This is a genomic window from Bradyrhizobium sp. RT6a, assembly GCF_040547675.1.
Classification (GTDB): Bacteria; Pseudomonadota; Alphaproteobacteria; order Rhizobiales; family Xanthobacteraceae; genus Bradyrhizobium.
Map to the genome: position 1 here is coordinate 45,853 of NZ_JBEPQC010000002.1, position 19,245 is coordinate 65,097.

21 protein-coding genes are annotated in these 19,245 nt (G+C 62.6%); 8 read left to right on the forward strand and 13 right to left on the reverse strand.

The window, feature by feature from the left end:
- Window position 1: 1 nt before the first annotated feature.
- Together ABIC03_RS10000 and ABIC03_RS10005 are read right to left on the reverse strand one after the other, a co-directional pair.
- Window positions 2–1,114 carry an ABC transporter permease gene (locus ABIC03_RS10000; protein ID WP_354057656.1) on the reverse strand — a complete coding sequence of 371 codons (1,113 nt, stop codon included), beginning with the start codon at window positions 1,112–1,114 and terminating at the stop codon, window positions 2–4.
- A complete protein-coding gene (locus tag ABIC03_RS10005) occupies window positions 1,111–2,223 on the reverse strand; it encodes a BMP family ABC transporter substrate-binding protein (protein WP_275169753.1) in 1,113 nt (370 codons plus the stop codon). Before ABIC03_RS10005 ends, ABIC03_RS10000 begins: the two co-directional genes overlap by 4 nt.
- Before the next feature lie 403 nt (window positions 2,224–2,626).
- Between ABIC03_RS10005 and ABIC03_RS10010 the strand changes: the two genes are divergently transcribed.
- Window positions 2,627–3,886, forward strand: a complete 1,260-nt coding sequence (locus ABIC03_RS10010; protein WP_354057658.1) for an allantoate amidohydrolase — start codon at window positions 2,627–2,629, stop codon at window positions 3,884–3,886.
- A 96-nt stretch (window positions 3,887–3,982) separates the two neighbouring features.
- Window positions 3,983–5,356, forward strand: a complete 1,374-nt coding sequence (locus ABIC03_RS10015; RefSeq protein WP_354057660.1) for a hypothetical protein — start codon at window positions 3,983–3,985, stop codon at window positions 5,354–5,356.
- 9 nt (window positions 5,357–5,365) lie between these two features.
- Here the strand turns inward: ABIC03_RS10015 and ABIC03_RS10020 are convergent, their stop codons facing one another.
- Entirely contained in the window at window positions 5,366–6,685 is a 1,320-nt protein-coding gene (locus tag ABIC03_RS10020; protein WP_106946554.1) for a dicarboxylate/amino acid:cation symporter, read from the reverse strand.
- Window positions 6,686–6,890: 205 nt separating this feature from the next.
- Window positions 6,891–7,112 carry a hypothetical protein gene (locus tag ABIC03_RS10025; protein WP_354057662.1) on the reverse strand — a complete coding sequence of 74 codons (222 nt, stop codon included), beginning with the start codon at window positions 7,110–7,112 and terminating at the stop codon, window positions 6,891–6,893.
- 347 nt (window positions 7,113–7,459) lie between these two features.
- Between ABIC03_RS10025 and ABIC03_RS10030 the strand changes: the two genes are divergently transcribed.
- Window positions 7,460–7,642 carry a hypothetical protein gene (locus ABIC03_RS10030; protein ID WP_354057664.1) on the forward strand — a complete coding sequence of 61 codons (183 nt, stop codon included), beginning with the start codon at window positions 7,460–7,462 and terminating at the stop codon, window positions 7,640–7,642.
- Window positions 7,643–7,661: 19 nt separating this feature from the next.
- On the opposite strand, the gene ABIC03_RS10035 is transcribed toward ABIC03_RS10030, so the two are convergent.
- The 3 genes from ABIC03_RS10035 to ABIC03_RS10045 all read right to left on the reverse strand — a co-directional run bounded on the left by ABIC03_RS10035 (window position 7,662) and on the right by ABIC03_RS10045 (window position 10,339).
- Window positions 7,662–9,038, reverse strand: coding sequence for a vWA domain-containing protein (locus ABIC03_RS10035; RefSeq protein ID WP_354057666.1), 1,377 nt, complete (start codon window positions 9,036–9,038; stop codon window positions 7,662–7,664).
- Window positions 9,039–9,043: 5 nt separating this feature from the next.
- On the reverse strand, window positions 9,044–9,991 hold the full coding sequence (locus ABIC03_RS10040; RefSeq protein WP_354057668.1) for an AAA family ATPase: 948 nt from the start codon (window positions 9,989–9,991) through the stop codon (window positions 9,044–9,046).
- A gap of 147 nt (window positions 9,992–10,138) precedes the next feature.
- Window positions 10,139–10,339 (reverse strand): hypothetical protein, encoded by a 201-nt coding sequence (locus tag ABIC03_RS10045; RefSeq protein WP_007612817.1) that lies wholly within the window; start codon window positions 10,337–10,339, stop codon window positions 10,139–10,141.
- A 223-nt stretch (window positions 10,340–10,562) separates the two neighbouring features.
- On the opposite strand from ABIC03_RS10045, the gene ABIC03_RS10050 reads away from it, so the two are divergent.
- Complete coding sequence (locus ABIC03_RS10050) at window positions 10,563–11,537, forward strand: quinone oxidoreductase family protein (RefSeq protein WP_354057670.1); 975 nt, start codon at window positions 10,563–10,565, stop codon at window positions 11,535–11,537.
- A gap of 40 nt (window positions 11,538–11,577) precedes the next feature.
- Here the strand turns inward: ABIC03_RS10050 and ABIC03_RS10055 are convergent, their stop codons facing one another.
- A complete protein-coding gene (locus tag ABIC03_RS10055; RefSeq protein WP_354057671.1) occupies window positions 11,578–11,853 on the reverse strand; it encodes a hypothetical protein in 276 nt (91 codons plus the stop codon).
- Window positions 11,854–11,949: 96 nt separating this feature from the next.
- A complete protein-coding gene (locus ABIC03_RS10060; protein ID WP_007601486.1) occupies window positions 11,950–12,558 on the reverse strand; it encodes a S24 family peptidase in 609 nt (202 codons plus the stop codon).
- A 165-nt stretch (window positions 12,559–12,723) separates the two neighbouring features.
- Between ABIC03_RS10060 and ABIC03_RS10065 the strand changes: the two genes are divergently transcribed.
- Together ABIC03_RS10065 and ABIC03_RS10070 are read left to right on the forward strand one after the other, a co-directional pair.
- Window positions 12,724–13,251, forward strand: coding sequence for a GcrA family cell cycle regulator (locus ABIC03_RS10065; RefSeq protein ID WP_354057674.1), 528 nt, complete (start codon window positions 12,724–12,726; stop codon window positions 13,249–13,251).
- Window positions 13,252–13,295: 44 nt separating this feature from the next.
- A complete protein-coding gene (locus tag ABIC03_RS10070; RefSeq protein ID WP_354057676.1) occupies window positions 13,296–13,871 on the forward strand; it encodes a hypothetical protein in 576 nt (191 codons plus the stop codon).
- A gap of 46 nt (window positions 13,872–13,917) precedes the next feature.
- On the opposite strand, the gene ABIC03_RS10075 is transcribed toward ABIC03_RS10070, so the two are convergent.
- On the reverse strand, window positions 13,918–14,274 hold the full coding sequence (locus ABIC03_RS10075; RefSeq protein WP_007612800.1) for a hypothetical protein: 357 nt from the start codon (window positions 14,272–14,274) through the stop codon (window positions 13,918–13,920).
- A gap of 624 nt (window positions 14,275–14,898) precedes the next feature.
- Between ABIC03_RS10075 and ABIC03_RS10080 the strand changes: the two genes are divergently transcribed.
- Entirely contained in the window at window positions 14,899–15,084 is a 186-nt protein-coding gene (locus tag ABIC03_RS10080) for a hypothetical protein (protein WP_007612798.1), read from the forward strand.
- Window positions 15,085–15,225: 141 nt separating this feature from the next.
- On the forward strand, window positions 15,226–15,567 hold the full coding sequence (locus ABIC03_RS10085) for a phasin (protein ID WP_007601491.1): 342 nt from the start codon (window positions 15,226–15,228) through the stop codon (window positions 15,565–15,567).
- Window positions 15,568–15,762: 195 nt separating this feature from the next.
- On the opposite strand, the gene ABIC03_RS10090 is transcribed toward ABIC03_RS10085, so the two are convergent.
- The 3 genes from ABIC03_RS10090 to ABIC03_RS10100 form a co-directional block, all read right to left on the reverse strand.
- Window positions 15,763–16,080 carry a c-type cytochrome gene (locus tag ABIC03_RS10090; RefSeq protein WP_275169764.1) on the reverse strand — a complete coding sequence of 106 codons (318 nt, stop codon included), beginning with the start codon at window positions 16,078–16,080 and terminating at the stop codon, window positions 15,763–15,765.
- A gap of 291 nt (window positions 16,081–16,371) precedes the next feature.
- The gene (locus ABIC03_RS10095) at window positions 16,372–17,202 is read right to left on the reverse strand and encodes an alpha/beta fold hydrolase (protein ID WP_085384826.1); all 831 of its coding nucleotides are present in this window, start codon (window positions 17,200–17,202) and stop codon (window positions 16,372–16,374) included.
- Window positions 17,203–17,358: 156 nt separating this feature from the next.
- Window positions 17,359–19,155, reverse strand: coding sequence for a ShlB/FhaC/HecB family hemolysin secretion/activation protein (locus ABIC03_RS10100; protein WP_354057680.1), 1,797 nt, complete (start codon window positions 19,153–19,155; stop codon window positions 17,359–17,361).
- Window positions 19,156–19,245: the final 90 nt, after the last annotated feature.

Here is a 19,245-nt window from a genome sequence, read left to right on the forward strand (position 1 = left end):
CTCAGGACTTTCCCTTCAGAAACCCGATGCGGCCGTAGAGCGCATCGCTGGCCAGCACGAAGACGAAGATGATGCCTTGCAGTACCAGCACGGATGCATCCGGCAATCCAAGGCGGCGCTGCAACAGCCCGCCGCTGGCGCTGATACCGCCAAGCAGGATCGCGACGGGGATAATGGCGAGCGGATTGTGCCGCGCCAGGAAGGCGACGAGAATCCCTGTGAAGCCGTAGCCTGCGGCGAGGTTGGCGTTGGTGCGCCCCTGCACGGCGGCGACCTCGACCATGCCGGCAAGGCCCGCGGCGCCGCCTGCGAGGAAGCAGACGGTCAGGATCAGCTTACTGACATTGAGGCCGACGATCTTCGCAGCGCGGATGTTGCCGCCGGCAACGCGCGCAGCGAAGCCGAACACGGTGTGATAGATCAGGATATAGGCGGCGATCGCGGCGATCAGGCCGAACACGAGACCCCAATGCACGTCGGTGCCGGGAATCGATCCGATCATGTTGGCGGCGCCGATCTCGCGGGTCGATGGCTTGTTGAGGCCGGCGGGGTCGCGCATCGCGCCTTCGACGAGATGGTTGAGGACAGCGAGCGCGATGTAGACGAGCAGCAGGCTCGAGATCGTCTCGTTGACGCCGCGATATTGCCGCAGCGCGCCCGAAAGCATGATCCACAGGCCGCCGCCGATTACGCCGGCCATGACCATGGCGATTTGCACGATGAGCGGCGGCATGCCCTGAAGCACCAATGCCGCGCTGGTTGCCGACAGCGCGCCGATCAGGAGTGCGCCTTCGCCGCCGATGATGACCATGCCGAGCTGCGCGGGCAGCGCCGTGCAGAGTGCGGTGAGGATCAGCGGCGCCGCGCGCGTCAGCGTGTTCTGCCACGAGAACCAGGTGCCGAACGCGCCGTAGTACATGTAGAAATAAAGGTCGAGCGGGCTCTTGCCGAACATTGCGACGAAGATGCCGAAGACCCCGAGCGCGCCGACCAGCGCTACGCCCGGGATCAGGACATATTCGATCGCTCCGCCGCGACGCTGGAGGAATCCCGCGTCTGCGGCCGGGGCAACCGTCCCGACCGCTTCAACGGGATCCGCAGCTTCCGTCGTCACGAAGTCGCCCCGACCACGCCCTCCACAAGATAGTCCATCTTCTCGAGCTCGGGATCCTTCTGGCCGCGATCGGTGCCGGCCGCGATCACCGTCTTGCCCTTGTTGTCGACCAGCCCTCCCTTGAAGATGGCGTAGCCGTCACCGGACAAGAACTTGGCTTTGACGTCGTCGGCGTGCTTGCGCGCCTCGGCGGAGACTGCTTCGCCATAGGGCGAGGTCTTGACGATCTCTTCCTTGAGGCCGCCGCGATAGAAGTTCGGAATGCTCTCGCCAGCGGCGATCATCTTGACGAACTTGGGGTACAGCGCTTCCCAGTTCCACTCGGCTCCCGTGAGATACGCCTTCGGCGCGAGCGGCGACTGGTTGACGTGATAGCCGCACACCATGGCGCCCCGACGCGCGGCGTTCTCGACCATGGTCTTCGGACCGTCGACGTGACAGGTGAGGACGTCGACGCCCTGGTCGATCAGGCTGTTGGTGGCCTCGGCTTCCTTGACCGGCATCGACCAGTCGCCGGTGAAGATGACCTGCGTGGTGGCCTTGGGATTGGCAAGCCTCGCACCGAGCGCGAATGCGTTGATGTTGCGCAGCACCTGCGGGATGGGTTTTGCGGCGACGAAGCCGAGTTTGCCGCTCTTGGAGCTATAGCCGGCGACGATGCCCGAGATGTACTGGGCTTCATCGATATAGCCGAAATAGCTGCCAGCGTTCTTCGGGTCCTTGTCGCTCCAGAGGCCGCCGCAGTGCTCGAAGTGCAGCTTCGGGAATTTCTTGGCCATCTTGACCATGTGCGGATTGTAGTAACCGAACGAGGTCGGGAAGAGCAGGGTGGCGCCGTCGAGATTGATCATGGACTCGATCGTCTTCTCGACCGCGTCGGTCTCTGGCACCTTCTCTTCTTCCACGACCTTGAGGCCGGGAATCTTCTTCAGCGCCGCGGCGCCCTGCGCATGCGCCTGGTTATAGCCATAGTCGTCGCGCGAGCCGACATAGATGAAGCCAATGGTCGTCTCGGCCGCAAAGGACGGGCGGGCGCCGGTCGCCGCGCCGAGGGTCAGGGCCGCACCACCCTGCAACAAATGACGTCGTGAGATCCTGCCAAATTCCATTGCTTGCTCCCCTTGGCGGATGCACCGCCTCATCTCGCGCTGCGCCGGTCTGGCGGAGCCCGGGATGGATTGTCGCAAGCTTCGTGCCAGAGGTTGCCGAGAGAGTGCGTCCAACTAACGCATTGAAAATAAAAATGTATTTTACGAATTCTGATCCTGACCAGGAAATCAGCAGATGAAATTGTAGGCAGTATTTTGTAATTGTATGCAATGGAGTTAAGCAGTCTTAACCAGCGCGGACGTGTGCATGACGAGGGCGGGTGGTCTGCCGGCGACCCGCATTCATGCTAACCACGCGCTGATTGGAACGATGTCTTCAGCGTGTTTCGCTGGCACCGAACTTGAATCGATTATCGCCCGGATTGCCGTCCCTGCGGTCCCAAGAGATGGAAAGCTCGCCGAGATGGCTGCTGGTAACGCCGTTCAGAATGGACCGCTCGGCGAAGAGATCGTGCGAGGGATCAATGAGCTCGCGGCGATCTCGGAAGAAGGCGACAAGCTCACCCGCATCTTTCTGACCCGCGAGCTGCGCAAGGCTGCGGACCTCATCCTGAGCTGGATGCGCGGCGCCGGCATGAGTGCGCGTCTCGACGCGATCGGCAATGTCTGCGGGCGTTACGAAGGCGAGCGGCCGGGCGCGCCTTGCCTGATGCTTGGCTCGCACTACGACACCGTCCGCGATGCGGGCAAATGGGACGGGCCGTTGGGTGTGATCACGGCGATCGCCTGCGTCGCCGATCTCAACCGTCGCGGCAAGCGCCTCCCGTTCGCGATCGAAATCGTCGGTTTTGCGGACGAGGAAGGGGTGCGCTTTGCCTCGACCTTGCTCGGCAGCCGCGCGGTGGCCGGCACCTTTGACGAGAGCGTCCTCAACACACGCGACCGCGATGGCGTGTCCATGCGCGATGCGCTGGTGCAGTTCGGGCTCGACCCCGATCATATCGGCGCGGCCGCGCGGGCCCGGCGCGAGCTGCTTGCCTATCTCGAGCTGCACATCGAGCAAGGTCCTGTGCTGGAAGCACAAAACCTGCCCGTCGGCGTCGTCACCGCGATTGCGGGCGCGACACGGCTTGCCGCGCGGCTGACCGGCATGGCGGGGCACGCGGGCACGGTGCCGATGGCGCTCCGGCGCGATGCGTTGGCGGGCGCGGCCGAATGCATCGGCGCGATCGAGCAGTTCTGCCGGACCGACGAGGATGGGCTGGTCGGCACCGTCGGCTACATCCAGGCGAGGCCCGGCGCGACCAATGTCATCCCGGGCGAGGTGTCGTTCACCATCGATATGCGGGCACCGACGGACATGCACCGCAAGCGCGCGGTTGCCGATGTCGTCAGGCAGATCGAAGCCATCGCAAAGCGTCGTCAATTGACGCTCCAGCTCGACGTCACCCACGAGAACCGCACCGCGCCTTGCGCGCCCTGGCTGAAGGACCAGATCGCGCAGGCAATTCAAGCGGAAGATTTCCCCGTGTTCGAGCTGCCGAGCGGGGCCGGGCATGACGGCATGGCCATGATCGACATTGCCGATGTTGGCATGATCTTCGTCCGCTGCCGCGGCGGCATCAGCCATCACCCGGACGAGCATGTCGAACTCGCCGATGCCGACGCAGGCGCGCGGGTGTTGCTGCGGCTGATCGAGAATTTTCGGCCGCGGGAAGGCTAAACTGACCCGCAAGTCACGGGATAGAGACACGAATCAGACAGGTCTAGAGCCGCGACGGCCTCCCGCCGGACCACGAGACACCATTCGACGGCGCCTATGAACAGCGGCATCTCTTTTCCATCCCATCGCGAAAACCGGTTTTACCAGGGTGTGGCGGCGACCTTCGTCGCCAACGCGCTTCAGGCGGTGAACTTTCTCGGTGATCGATTCCTGAGGCGGTCACATCATCCGTTCACGGCCATCGAGGACCTCTACCGGCACTCGATGGACAGCGCCTTTTCGTTGACCGAGTCGTTTCTCGTCACCGGCGCACCGCACGCATCTGCGTACTATCCGCGCGACTTCGCCTGGTTCTATCCCGACGTCCTCGACCCCGAGACCATCATGGATTCGCAGGATGCGGTGCGGCGGGCTCGTCTGCTCGAAAAGAGCGTCCGCCTGCTGCTGGAAGCGGTTCGCGCCAATGTCGTCACGACGACCATCGTCCCGGCGGGGCGCTTTCGGTATCTCGGCGTGAACTATTTCTCACGCCCCTCGGATACGCTGCTCGGCATTCTGGCCGGCCTGCAGCAGATGATCTCTGCCGAGGAGAGAGCGTCATCCTTCCTGGCGATGTCGCAATGCGCGCATGCCGGTCGCCTGCTGCTGGCCGAATATGGCGGTGATCTGAAGCGCGCGATCCTCCAGCTCGCAAGCGAGCTAGAGCCGTTCAATGAGGGCGACACGAGGTGTTTGCTGTGCGATGCCAGTGCTCCGCGCTCCGCGGCAACCGACACGCGCGCCGAGCGCAGGCGTTTCGTCACCAATGCCTGCGTCTACACGACGTTCGTGTGGGGCGTGCAGCTCGGAATCGTCGACGAGAACGAGCTGAAGCGGCTGCTCGGACGCGACCTGGCGCAGTACAAGAGGGACCTGCTCGGCCTGTTCGGCAAGGGTGGCTATATCAGGCATTCCCTGGACGGCCCCACGGGCTCGCCGGTGTTCTCGGTCGCGCTGGATTTCGTCAGCGTGCATCTGGGCTTCTGGGATATGAGCGAGCCGGCCGAGCGCGCGCTGTTCGCGGCCACGGCGGATCTGATCATTGGGGAGCCACGCTTTCGCATCCCCGGCACATTCCACTTCCTGGTGTCCGCGGATAATCCGCGGAACAAGATGATCCACAAGATCGCGGCTCCCGCCTACCAGGGGCGTTCTTCCTGGCCGACGTTCAACGTCGAGTTCGCGGATCGCATGCTGGACTACGACGAATTCTCGGGGAGCGATACCTACCGTTCCTGTGCCCAGGGAATTCTGAAGGACATTCGCACCGCGACCGAAGTCCACGGCGGCTATCAGGAACTGATCTCGGAACAGGGCCTGAAATATCGCACCTGGGCCTACAAGGGCGCCGTGGCCCACTCCTGGTTTCCGCGTTTCCTCTCCGTCTGGAGGAGGGCGCACGGAACGCCGCTCCTCCAGTGGAATGACTGAGCGGAGGGGTTATCCCGCCGTCACGTCCACAAGCTCGCCGCCGTCGAGGACCTTGGCCGCCTTGGCGCGGTCGAGGTCGCCTTCCCAGGCGGCCACCACCACGGTCGCAACGCAGTTGCCGGTGAGATTGCCGACCGCGCGGGCCATGCCGATGAACCAGTCGACCGACAAAACCAGCACGAGGCCGATTGCCGGAATGCTCGGCACGGCGTTCAGCGTCGCCGCCAGAATTACGATCGCGGAGCCCGGCACGCCATGCGCGCCCTTCGAGGTGATCAGGGAGACGCCGAGCACGAGCAGGAGGTCGCCGAAGGACAGCGGCGTGTTGGTTGCCTGCGCGATGAAGACGACTGCGAGCGTGAGGTAGATCGAGAAGGCGTCGAGGTTGAAGGAATATCCGGTCGGGATTACGAGGCCGACGACGGAATCCTTCACGCCCATCCGCTCCAGCTTCTTCATGATCTGCGGCAGTACGGCGTCGGACGAGGCGGTCGCGAGCACGATGGTCAATTCCTCGCGCAGGTAGGCGAGGAATTTGAGGATGTTGATGCCGGCGAGCGCCATCACGCCGCCGAGCACGCCCAACACGAAGATGCCGACCGAGACGTAGAACAGCGCCACCAGTGAGACCAGCTGCTTGAGCGAGCCGACCCCGTATTTGCCGACGGTGTAGGCGACTGCGCCGAGCACGCCGAGTGGAGCAACGCGAACAATAAGCCCCATGACGCGGAACAGCACGGTCGAGGCGGCATCGATCATCGACGTGACGAGCTTGCCTTTCTCACCGCCGACCAGCGCGAGACCCACGCCGAACAGCACGGCGAAAAATAATACCTGGAGCACGTCGTTGCGCGATAAGGCGTCGAACGAGGTGCTCGGGATCACGTTGAGGAGGAAGGAGCCGATGCCGCCGCCCTGCAGCTTGTGGGCGTTGTCGGCGTAGGTATTGAGCGCCTTGGCATCGAGCGTCGAGGGGTCGATGTTCATGCCGTGGCCGGGGCCGAAAGTGTAGGCGAGGATGAGACCTACCACGAGCGCGACTGTGGTCATCACCTCGAAATAAATCAACGCTTTGACACCGACCCGTCCGACCTTCTTGAGGTCGCCCGCGCCGGCAATGCCGTGCACGACGACGCAGAACACGATCGGCGCCACGATCATAGAAATCAGCTTCAGGAAGGCGTCGCTGAGAATCTTGAGGGAAATGGCAAAATCCGGGACGGCCACGCCGAGGATGATGCCGAGGATCAACGCGGCGAGGACCTGGACGAACAGCGATGTGTAGAGCGGCTTTGGCTCGGCGGCCGGGGCCGCGGCAATGGTTGACATGATGACTCCCCGTTTTGACGACGTCTCGATCGTCGAAAGGAGCAACTAGCGTGCCAGATTGTCGCGCGTTTCGCTGACGAGGAGGTCCAGTTGGTCGCTTTTGCGGTGCGACCGGACACCCGCACCGGCCCCCGGGGGCCGTTCGAGGTGCCGTCGGTCACGTGGAAGGGCGATTTTGCAATCGTTCCGCACGCGGGTGGCCGCGTCACGCCGCGAGATCCAGCAGCCGACAAGATCCGCGTACCAGCACCTTGCGTCCATTCGGCGTCATGACCGGCCCACCGTCGCCGACGTCGACAAGACCAAGCTTGACGAGGCTCTCGATGAGATAGGCCTTCGCAAGGCGACCGTTCGACACCGGGTTGCGAAGCGCCTTCAGAACCTCCCATTGGTCCGGCGATAGATCGAAGTCGATGTCGTTGCTCATGTTGCCTCAAGCCATAGTGCCGTTCGTGCGCCTCTGTTAGAGGCGCTGCATGAAGATCGTGCGACGACAATGAGTCGGGAATTCGATGAGGCGTTTAGAACTTCTCTTCACAAATTGCTGCACGCCATTGCGTCACAAGAGTTAAGATCGCTCGATCATGAACATCGTCCCGGGGCTCGATCACGTATTGATGATGTGGGCTTGCGTTCGTCCGCGAACTACCGCGCTGCACGGGCAGCGCTGCTGTCTCATTCCGCGTCGCAATATGCACAGAAATCATGAGACGAAGGGTTCGAGATTCTGTTACGCTGATCGCGCGGAATGGCTTCACGCCAGGAGTGGAGTGCATGAACAGGCTGGTCGAAATTCGCAATCAAGAATCGCTGTGCCGGGAGCGCGCCGCGCTTGATTTCCAGCGCCAGGTTTTCTGGCTTGCGCAAGCTCAAGAATGGGAGCAGCGCGCGCTTGACGAGATCGCCTATCATTTCCGGGAGTGCAATGTGGCTCACACGGAGCTGGCGCGAAACTGACGCCGGCTGTCGGTAGGGCCTACTGATAAGTCGCCACGATATCGGACACCGCGCGCTCAAGCTGCTGCGCGGTGGCGCACTGACGCACCACGCTGCAGAAGGTCGCATAGCGCGGCATCTCGGAATCGCCAAAGCCCCAGGCGAGACGTCCTTCGGGATTGAGCCAGACCAGCCGCTTCGAACGCTCGGAGATGCGGCGCAGGATGTCGGCGCGCGGATCGAGATTGTTGCTGCGGGCATCGCCCAGCACGATCACCGTGGTCTGCGGCGTCAGCGCGCTCATGTGCTCCTTCTCGAAATCGGCCAGCGACGAGCCGTAGTCGGAGGAGCCGAAGCCGACCTTGGACATGATCTCGGCCATCGCCTCTTCCGGTGGTTTCGATTCCAGGATGTCGCTGACTTCGATCAGATGCGAGGAGAAGGCGAAGGAATGGACGTCGTCGACCACCTCGTGCAACGAGTGGATCAAGAGCAGGAAGAAATCCGAGACCTGCGCGACCGAGCCGGAGACGTCGCAGAGCGCCACGATCTTCGGCCGGTCGCGATGCTTGCGCTTCCACGCCGTGAGAAAGGGGATGCCGCCCCAGGCGGCGTTGCGGCGCAGCGTGCGGCGGACGTCAAGATGACCGCGGCGTTGGCGCTTGCGTGGTTTCGAATAGCGCTCGCGCAGGCGTCGCGCGATCTGGCGGATGAGGGCGCGCATTTCCGCGACATGGCGCCGCTCGATGCGGGCAAGCGGCGCGTTGCGCAGAATCTCATTGCGGAGGTTTTCGGCCTCCTCGCGGGCATAGAGCGCAAGCCCCTGCGCGACGGTGTCGCGAACGGCTTCGCGCAAGGCATCGAGCGCGGCGCGAAGCCGCTCGGCCAGTGCCGGATTGGTCGCGGTCAGCTCGTCGAGATCGTCGCGTAGTCGCTGGAGCCCCATGGCGTCGAGGATGCGGCTGGAGAAGATGCCGCGCTGGGTGGAGTAGCGGATGTCGGACAGGGCGGCCGCACCTGAGGCGCTGGCGATCGCGGCGCTGATCGCGTTGCGATCCTGCGACAGCAGCATTTGCGCGAGGGGCCCCAATTCTGCGGGAGGCGAACCGCCGCTCGCATCGCTGGCCTCGCCGGACGACGGAGATTGATCCGCGTCCTCCGAAACATCGTTGCTGTTGGCTTCAGATTGTTCCTGCCGCGGCTCCGGCTGACTGAAGAACAGATCGAAACAGTCACCGAGCGCGAGCTTTTCGTCCTGCGACTTGGCGAGCGTCAGAAGGAGCGCATCGCGCAGGATGGTCCGGTCGGAAACGCCGACCTGCGCGACCGCGCGCATCGCGTCGATGCTTTCGGCAGGCGAGACATGGACGCCGGCGCCCCGTGCCGCACGGAAGAAACGATGAATATTCTCGCGCATCGGCGTCAACCGAAGACGTTGGATCGTGCTGCCTTGGCAATGAAGGTCGTGATCTGAGGCTGAGCCGCCTCGATGTCGGCCTCGTATTTCAGGAGCACGTTGAGCGTGTCCTTGACGATCTCGGTGTCGAGCTCCGAGGCCTGCAAGAGCACCAGCACGCGCGCCCAGTCGATGGTCTCGCTGACCGAAGGCAGCTTCTTCAGGTCGAGCGAGCGGATTTCGTGGATGAAACCGACCATCTGCCGCCGCAGCGTCTGCGAAATGTTGGGGACGCGGCTCTCGACGATGCGCTCCTCGAGCCGCTGCTCGGGGAAGCCGATGTGCAGATGCAGGCAGCGCCGCTTCAAGGCGTCGCCGAGATCGCGCTCGCTGTTGGAGGTGAGGATCACCGTTGGCGGCGCGATCGCGGAGACGGTGCCGAGTTCTGGGATCGTGACCTGGAAGTCGGAGAGAATCTCCAGCAGCAGCGATTCGAATTCCGCATCCGACTTGTCGATCTCGTCGATCAGGAGCACGCATCCGCCCGGCTGCTCCAGCGCTTGCAGCAGCGGCCGCGGCTCGACGAACTCCTTGGAGAAGAACACGTCACCGAAATCGTGGAGTTGATTAAGTGCAGCGTGCAAAGTCTGCGCGCCGCCAAGGACTTCGCCGAGCTTGTCCTTGAGGATCTGCGTGTAGAGAAGCTGCTTGGCGTATTTCCATTCATAGAGCGCCTTGGCCTCGTCGAGGCCTTCGTAGCACTGCAGGCGGATCATCTTCAGGCCGCGCCAGGCCGCGATCGCCTTGGCAAGCTCGGTCTTGCCGACGCCCGCCGGGCCTTCGACCAGGATCGGTTTCTCGATCTGCTGCGATAAATAGACGGCGGTCGCGATCTGCCGGCTCGCGATGTAGCCTTGCGCGGCGAGGCCGCTCTCCACTGCCTCGATCGCTGTCGAAGGCTTCTGTTCAGCCACGAAAAGGCGCTCCCAAAGGTCTTGTTTGAGGCTTGTTCTGCCTGCGTTCACGGCAAAGAACAAGCCTCGTTTGGGAGAGGCCAGACCCGCGCGAGTGGGCGGTTTTTCCGCTCAGCGCAAATAGTCGGGTGGCCACCGGCCGCGCGATCAGTGCCGCAGCAACTCCGGCTTGCGGATCGTCTGTCTGACCTCAGCGCCGCAATCGGCGCATTCGTAGACGAAGTCGATCTTGGCAAGACTCCAATGCGGTTCGACCTCGCGCACATACATTGGAAGGAACCCCATGCATGCAGGGCAAATCACAGGCGCGATTTCGATATCCTGATGATGCTGTACATAAGCTGGCATCTCGGCTCTCCTTCGCAGACGACCTCCAAACCCGCGCGAAGGCTACTGCCGGCTGGCGCAAGGCCGACATCAACTCTTTCGAACAGAGGCGGAACGGCGGAGGTTTGTCGTTCGCTGTGACATTCTTGTTGCGTCTCTGTACTGTGACGGGCGGACCAAATACCTATTTCAAAGCCCGATCCGGTATTCGGACTTCGACCTCAACGATAAGGGAGCAACGCCCATGACGCATGCCATTCGCTTTCACAAGACTGGTGGTCCGGAAGTGCTGGTCTGGGAGGAGGCCAGTGTCGGCAAGCCCGGACCGGGCGAGGCGCGCATCCGCCACACCGCCGTCGGTCTCAACTTCGTCGACATCTACAATCGTTCGGGCCTTTACCCGGTGCAACTGCCGAGCGGGCTTGGTAGCGAGGCTGCTGGTGTCGTCGAGGAGGTCGGGCCCGGTGTCACCGATCTGAAGCCAGGCGATCGCGTCGCCTACGGCGCCTCGCCGCTCGGCGCCTATTCCGAGGCGCGGCTGATCCCGGCCGACCGACTGCTGAAGCTGCCGGATGGTATCGACGACAAGACCGCGGCGGCGATGATGCTGAAGGGGCTCACCACGCAATATCTGATCCGGCAGACCTATCGCGTGAAGGCCGGCGACACCATCCTGCTCCATGCGGCCGCCGGTGGCGTCGGCCTGATTCTCTCCCAGTGGGCCAAGCATCTCGGCGCGACCGTGATCGGCACCGTCAGCAACGACGAGAAGGCCAAGCTCGCCAAGGCGCACGGCTGCGACCATGTCATCATCTACAGCCGCGAGGATTTCGTGAAGCGGGTGGACGAGATCACGGGCGGCAAGAAGGTGCCGGTGGTCTACGATTCCGTCGGCAAGGATACGTTCCTGAAGTCGCTCGACTGTCTCGCGCCGCTCGGCGTCGCCGCGCTGTTCGGTGCGTCCTCCGGCGCCGTCGAGCCGCTCAATCTCGGTTTGCTCGCGCAGAAGGGCTCGCTCTACGTCACCCGGCCGACGCTGTTCACCTACGCCGCGAAGCGTGAGAGCCTGGTCGCGATGGCAGGCGAGCTGTTCGACGTCGTCAAGTCCGGCGCGGTCAAGATCGAGGTGCACCAGACCTACCCACTGAAGGACGCCGCCAAGGCGCATGCCGATCTCGCTGGGCGCAAGACCACGGGATCGACCGTCCTCACGGTGTGAACTCCGAACGGGGGCGTGGTGCGGGTCGCTTGGGCCTGCGTCACGTCCGCTCGTGCTTGCGCAGATCGCGGGCGTGATCGAGGCGCAGGGCCTGGAGGTCGACTTCTTGGGGCGGGATCCGGGGCAGGGCAGCCTCAGCGAGGATCGTCTCGGTAACGTCTTCGACCGAGTTCTCCACTATCTCCTGGATGAACGAGATGTTCCGATATTCACCTGAGGCGACGCGGGAAATGACCTCGCGCCTGGTGATTTCAGGGTCGACCACCGCCTCGCGGCCGCGACGCCCATAGTCGATCATCACGACGAAATACTGCATGAAAGGATCCTGCCGTGCCCCATGGTGGGCACGGCAGAGTATTTCTGAAAAACGGAATCAAGTCAAGGTCAGTTTCGAAAAAACGGAAATTGCTGCCTACTTGCTCCTCTTGCGAGGGCGCGCCGACTTGGCGCGCAGCCGCTCCAGCTGGCCCTTGGGCATGGACAGGCAGATCTCGCCGACCCACTCCAGTTTCACGCCCACGATCTGCTTGGCATTGAAGCTGGTGAGATTGACGACGGAGGGGGATTTGCCCCGCTCGATGGTCTTCAGATAGCGCTCGCCGGTCTTGAGCCGGACCACGGCCTCCTCGCCGTAGAAGCTCGACAGCGGATGGCGCTGGTCCTTGTAGACCACGATTACGTCGCCGCTCTCGTATTTGGGCAGCATCGAATCGCCCACGATCTCGAATGCGATGGTCTCCTCCATGATTGGAAAGGGCAACGCGATGTCGCCAAGGCCTTCGGGGGGAACCTGCTCATAATCCGGCTCGATCACGGCACCGGCCCCAACGCGGCCCATGATCGGCGCGAGATTGAGCTCGAGATATTCCATGATCGGAATAATTTCCGAAGCCTTCACCAGGCGTTCGCCGCCCAGGATCTCCGAGACAGCGCCGGGGCGAACGCCCATGGCAGCCGCCAGGCCGCCCTTGCTCTTGCCCGTCTTTTCCAAGCCCCGTTCGATCATTGCCGCGTCCAACATGTGATTCCCTCGATTGTCCATCGTTCCGCCTCTTGTAATCCGAAATTCGGAATTGATGCAATTATGAATATCAGAATTATCGCTTGACTTGGGCTTCGGAATACCGGAATGTTAGCTCCGCCTCGCGATCGTGCGATCGGAGGAGGCGCATCACAGGACAGCAGCATGGAACCGGGCCATTGGCCGTCGGAGCACTCCGACGCGCTTCGCGACTATTTTCTCAAGGGAATGTCTTATGCGGAGATCGGAAGACAGATTAACGCAAGGTTTGTAACGGCTTACACGCGTAACGCGGTGGTCGGTCGCGCCAAGCGGCTCGGGCTGATCGTGCCGGTGCGGACGACGAGCCCGTCGATCGTGCCGGTGCTACCGTCTGGAGCCTGCCTTATCCTCCCGCACCGTCCCGGGTTACTGAACCTGCCGCCGAAATCCGCGATGAAGCCTGCCGAGCCGGTCAAATTGCGCTGCGTCGGCGTCCAGCCGCGCCTGGTCCCGTTGGTCGAACTCGCCAGCGAGGACTGTCGCTATCCCTATGGCGGCGACAAGGACGGGGAGGAGATTACCTTCTGCGGCCATCCGCGCGAGCCGGGCTCGAGCTATTGCGCGCCGCATGCGCGCCTGACGCGCCGCGCCGGAGCCGGCTCCGCGCGCGTCGCCGGCCCCGTCGTGCTGAGGCTGGTCTCCGCCGCCTGATCCGACGACCGCCGTTCAATGTCAGTTTCGCAAGGAGTACCCGAGTGGCACGTGTCCGACGCAACAGATCCTACAAATTGGCGAATGTCTACGACCGACGCTCACGCGAGATACCGTTCAATGCGGAGGTGGCGGAAGTCGAGGTGGACAATCCGCTGGCGCTCGACCCCGGCGAGAAGATCATGGCCGTGCGGTCGATCCGCAGCGATCCGCTCGGCCGGCTGCACGCGCACCATCAGATCGACGAGGCGCAATATCGCGGCGGGCGCGCCTTCCAGAACGATTGGGAGAGGGCCGAGCGCGGCCTTCAGGCAATCGACCCGACTCGCGAATATGTCGATGGCGCGCGCACCCGCGAGCCGGTCACCGAGAGCCAGCGCCAGGCGGTGCTGCGGCTGAACCGGGTCGAGCGCGAACTCGGCACCGACGGCGCCGCGCTAGTGCACGACGTGTTGGTGCTGGGCCTGACCATGGACGAGATCGGCCAGCGTCGCGCCGTCCGTACGCAGCGCTGGACCGACTATTTTGCCCGACGTTTTCGTGAATGCCTGGATCGTCTGGCACTGATCTATGGCTTTGCGACGGAAACGGGGACACGGCGTGCAGGGCAAGGCAGATGACAATGGCGCTCCCGCGACCGCGGTCGCGGGAGCGCCGGTCTGCTGCTTAGGGATGCGGGAGGATCTGGTAGGTCGTGGTATAGGGCTCCACGCGCAGCGAGGCGTTGGCCAGAAGCCCTATTCTGGCGGTCGGCGCTTGCTGTAATTCGCCGTTCGGACCGCGATGCACGTTGTATTGCCAGACGGTGAGATCGCCCTTCTGTGCCAGAGCATGTGCAACGGCGCTGGCATCGTTGCCGCCGAGCGCCTGAAGCTCCTCTGTCGACAATCCGACGACGATTTCGTCCTTGATGGTGACGATCTTGAACAGGTTCATCCTGGTCTCCTGCGCCCATGCGCCTTGTATCGAGAAGGTGAGAAGCGCGACTGCGGCGCCCTTGATGAGATCGCAGCGGGAAAGCATGCCGTCGTCCTTTGGTGCTGGGGCGCCCGAATCGATCAATGCATCGGCCATAGCGCCCATAATCTGCGTGACTGTTTCGCCACCGCTTTGTCGTTTGCTCCTCGAAAATGGTTCACGGCCAGAAACAAATACGGCCGCGCTGTGGCTGCCGATCCGTGGCGCGAGATCAACGTTTATTTCGTCGACGATACAACCGCCGATCCCGGACTCAACAATTACGTGCATACGCTGAAGAAGCGCTAATTCGCGTTCACCAATGTCCATTCACATCCGAAAGAAGACGAAACGCAGCGTCGATTGACGGCGATCGAGACTGTATGCCTGATCGATGACGCTTCTTGACGCAGGTGGGTGACGGCGGCCTATATTCCTGTTATCCGGAATTGCCGTGGCGCGATGCGGACGAAGCATCGCTGCGCCAACCGTTAGGCTTGCCGGATGAGTTGTTTCTTGACATAATTGCAACCTGTTCAGGTGTGCCCGCTTGCACACGTAGCTCGGCGTGCGAACCTACCGGGCTCCCCCGGCCATAACATCCGATTATGGCATCCGGTTCTAGCGTTCGGTTCTTAGTCGGGACCTCGATGTTGGATCACGAAGTTCGATGCTTGTCATAGGTGCGAGATGAAGAACCTCAATTTCGCAGCTGAGCTGCACCTCAAGCTCGGCGCGCCTGCAAGCGGCACCGTCGAAAGCCTGCGCCTGCTGCGTGCGTTTCTGAAGCTCGCGCCCCGGCAGCGTTTCGAGGTCATCAAGCTCGTCGAAGACCTAGCCACCGAAGAAACCCTTCCCGAACACCCCCTGTCCTGAGCCGGCCTGTGCGCCGGCCTTACGCCTTGCCCCTCGTTTGCCTGCCAGAGCCGGCCGCCGGGCATGTCTTCCCCCGGCTGGACGCTGGCAGGCGATCCGGCAAGTGTGGTATTCAGTTCAGAAAACGGGAGGAGTGCGACCATGATCGAACCGAAGCTCGAAGTTCCGGCCGAACTGCGCGACTTGGCCGAGAAGACGATTGACCAGGCGGAAAAGGCATTCGGAATGTTTTTCGAAGCCGCCACCAAATCGATGACCACCGTTCCGGGCGCGGGGGCGGACGTGTCGAAGCAGGCGCTCGCTTTCACCGAGCAGAACATGAAGTCGGCGTTTGAGCATGCTCGCAAGCTCGTCCATGCCACCGACCTTCAGGAGGCGATGCGAATCCAATCGGATTTCCTGCGCAGCCAGTTCACCAGTGCCGGGGACCACATGCGGCAGATGACCGGCAGCCTCATGCAGCCGGGGAAGGGCAAGTCCTGACTGTCGGTGTGTTTACGGCGCGTCCACAGATTGGACCTGCGCCGCGTGGATATCCGCACGTCGATGCGGGTACCGGTCCATGATGGGCCGGCGAATGGACCTCATTCACAGCCCATCATCCTTCTGCCGATCCCTGTCGGTTCTCCGGCAGGGATTTGCATTTGTCGCAAGTGTCTCGACCGATCGGCCGCTCTGCTAACGCAGCGATGCGATGTAGGCCGCGATGTCGCCGGCTTCAGTCCGGCTCAAGGGGAAATTCGGCATCTTCGGGTGCGGATCTAGCAAGAAAAAGGCGAGCCTTTCCGAACTGAAGTCGGGCCTGCGCGCAACGGATGCGAAAGAGGGGACGTCGGCGCTCGCCTGGGTCTGGCCGTTCGCCACGACATGGCAGCTGGCGCACCAGCGCCTCGCAAGGTCGGCGCCGTGATCTGCATCGGCGGCGAGAGCGGACGACGTGCCCATACTCGAGGCCACTGCAACCAGCAGGCAAATTCGTCTTAAATGCCGGTGCATGGGGAACCCTGTGTGTTGTTGGATCGCGACGCCGTCCTCATCCGCAACACGAACCCGGAAACTGCGAGAGGTCGATGCGGGCGATGATCGACCGCAGCAGCTTTCGGGCCGAACGATAGAGATGCCGGGCGAATCTCGGCGTCCTTCCCGCGGGCAGGACAAAGCTTGTCGTATCGAGTCTTTTCGTATCAAGGCTTTCGATGGAGTGCGACACGTGCCTCTCCGAGATGGCGAGGCCCTTTCTATCGTGGCCGGCTCGCGGCAGCCTTGATCTGCCGCAAAGGGGCCGGACTAATAGTCGCCGGGGTTCATGATCATCGGGCTTCGTGTATCGGCCGGGGCGAGCGCGCTGCTGGCGCTGTCGCGCAGGAAGCGGTCGAGTGTTGCCTGGATCTTCTCCTTGACGGCATCGGGACCGCGATCGCTCATCTCGGTATGCTGTGCGCCAGTGTGGATAATGTCGATGCCGCGCGCTTTGGCCTCTTCCGGCGTCGGCAGCACGCCGGGATCTGTTACGAAATGCGGATCCTTCGAGCGGAACGACAGGATCTTCATGTTGTCGCTAAGCACGAAAGGCACCCGCAGATTGTCGAGCGTGATCACTTTCGACACCAGCTCCGGGTGCTGATGGGCGACATACATCGAAACGTCGCCACCGTTGGAATGCCCGACGAGCGTGATGTGGTCGTAGTCGGCGTTCTCTTGCCGCCGCTTCAACTCGCCCAAGGTGAAGAGGATGTTGGCCTCGCAGCGGATATAGACCTCGCGCCGGCCGACATATTGCTGGCCGGCCTTGGTCATCAGCGGCGGATCGCTCGGCAGATCCTGCTGGATGCTGGCGACGAGATAACCGCGTGCGGCGAGCACGTTGGCGAGGAAGGAATATTCGGTGGCCTTGACGGTATTGCCGTTGCTGATGATGGCGAGCGGGAGCTTCCAGAGGCCGAGATTGGCCTTGGTCTCGTAATCGCGCCGTACAGCGATTTCGACCGCAATCGGCCGCTGGCGCGCGGCGTCGAACAGGGTCAAAACCTCATGGCGGATCGCGAACCGGCTGACGACGAAATACTGGCCGACGCCGAGGACGCAGAGAAACGCCAGAACTGCAAACACCCTTTTCATGGTTCCGTCTCAAATCACTTTTGACTGAACATGGCCATTGGGAAATCCCGGATCGAGCGATCGTGAGCAGGTTACGGGATTAAATTTAGGCAAGTCTGTGAGCCACGCCCCAAAAAGGGCCGCATGTCGGGGGCCACAGCGCGAAGCACAAGGGGGTTACAGACAACCGCCCTTGCCGCGTTCGGAGCAGAGCCGCAGTGCGCTGGACAGGGTAAACAGGAAGCGCGGGCTGCGGCGCTCGTTGTCGGGCGCCCGGTAGCTCAGGGGGACGGCCACGCCGAGATCGGCCTGGAAATCGTCCGGCAGGAAGAATCGCACGCCAGCTCCGGCCGAGGTCAGCGACAGGCCGTCGCTTAGGCGGTAGCCGTCGTTCCAGACGGCGCCGGCGTCGCCGAAGGCATAGAGCTGATAGCCGGTCCAGTAGCGGAAATTGAGCTTTTGGTCGAAGCGCAGTTCGAGCGAGCCGGCAAGACCGTTGTCCCCGCTGATCTCTGCTGCGCCATAGCCGCGGCCGAAGGCAGCGCCGCCGAGATAGAATTGCTGCGAGGTGAACAGCGGCCGTGACGCCGTCTGGCTCGCAGCGGAGAGCTTGAGCGACCAGACGTCGTTGAGTGTCTGGTAGCGCGTGAACCAGAGGTTCAGCACCGAGAAGTTCGACGACGCGCCATCGCGCGACAACAGGTCGTCGTTGAAATGCGAGGCACCGAAGATGTCGAGGCCCTGGCGGTAGGTCAATGTCGCGAAATTGGTGCCGCCCACATGATCCTGGAGCCGGTAATCGGCGGTCAGGCTCGCGGTCCTGATGTGGTCGTTGTACCAGGGGCCGTAAAGGTCATGCTCGGACACATTGCTGAAGGTCATCGCCGTAGTCAGGGTCAGCGAGGACAATTGCGACTGCAATGGGACGATGCTGGCACGCAGCTCGAACGCCTCGGTCGTGGTGATGTCGCTGTCGAGGCGGCGGGCATCGCCCGGCCTGACCGCGCTGTACAGGACGGACCCGCCGAGACGCACGCCGTCGACGCCGACGGGTGCATCGTAGGACAGCCGTGCGAAGCCGAGCTGGCGGGGGTCGTTGGCGATGGTCGACAGGTTGACGGCCAGCGTGTCACCGGGCGTGAGATAGGAGTTGAACGCGCCGGTCGCGTAGGTCTGCCACGGACCGACTGATGATGAGCCGAGATTGTCCAGACCGAATGAGGAGAAGACGTGCCAGGTCTTCAAATAGACGATGAGGCGGAAGCGGCCGGATGCACCGCCGATCTCCTCGAGTGCGGTATCGGTGATCCGGACGCCAGGTCTGCTATTGATGAGAAAGAGCTGGCGTTCCAGCGTTGCCAAGCGCGACGGTTGCTCCGCCAGAACCGGCCCAAGCATCGGTCTCACGCCGAACTGCTCGGCGCCGTCGCCTTTCAGGTCGGCCTGCACGATGGCGCCTTCGACCACCCGGATCCGGAGCAGACCGTCGGCAATATCCTGCGGCGGCACGATCGCACGGCTCAAGTGGAAACCATCGGCGCGGTAGAGATCGCTGATCGCGCCGGCAATTGCGGCGAGATCCGCCTGCGAAACCTTCTTGCCGACATAGGGCTGGTAGACCGCGGCGATCCGATCGGGGGAAACGGCCCGGGCTCCGCTGACGTTGATGCCGCGCAGCACGAACTGAGGCTTGGTATCGCCGCCGGTGTTGGGCTGGTCGACTGTTGGCAGCCTGACCGTAGGACGGTTCAGCGACTCCCGCTCGGTTTGGTTTTCAAAATATTTTTCGGGTTGGCGCGGATCGAAGCCCGGCTGGTTCGCCTGTTGTGCGAAAGCCTGAGGAACTCCGGCGAAAAACGGTGCCAACAGCACCATTGTGGTAACGAGATGCCGCTTCTCAACGCGCGCGACGCGGCTGCCCCCGTAGTTTGACGGAGATGTGCCCCTCATGCGGTAAGAGTTCGTTAGCCCCATGATTTTTCATAGTTTTTTATGGTCAATGAACCGTTAACGCGACCACCCCGCTGGCCGCTACCCGCTAATCCTATGTTGAGTGATTTCGGA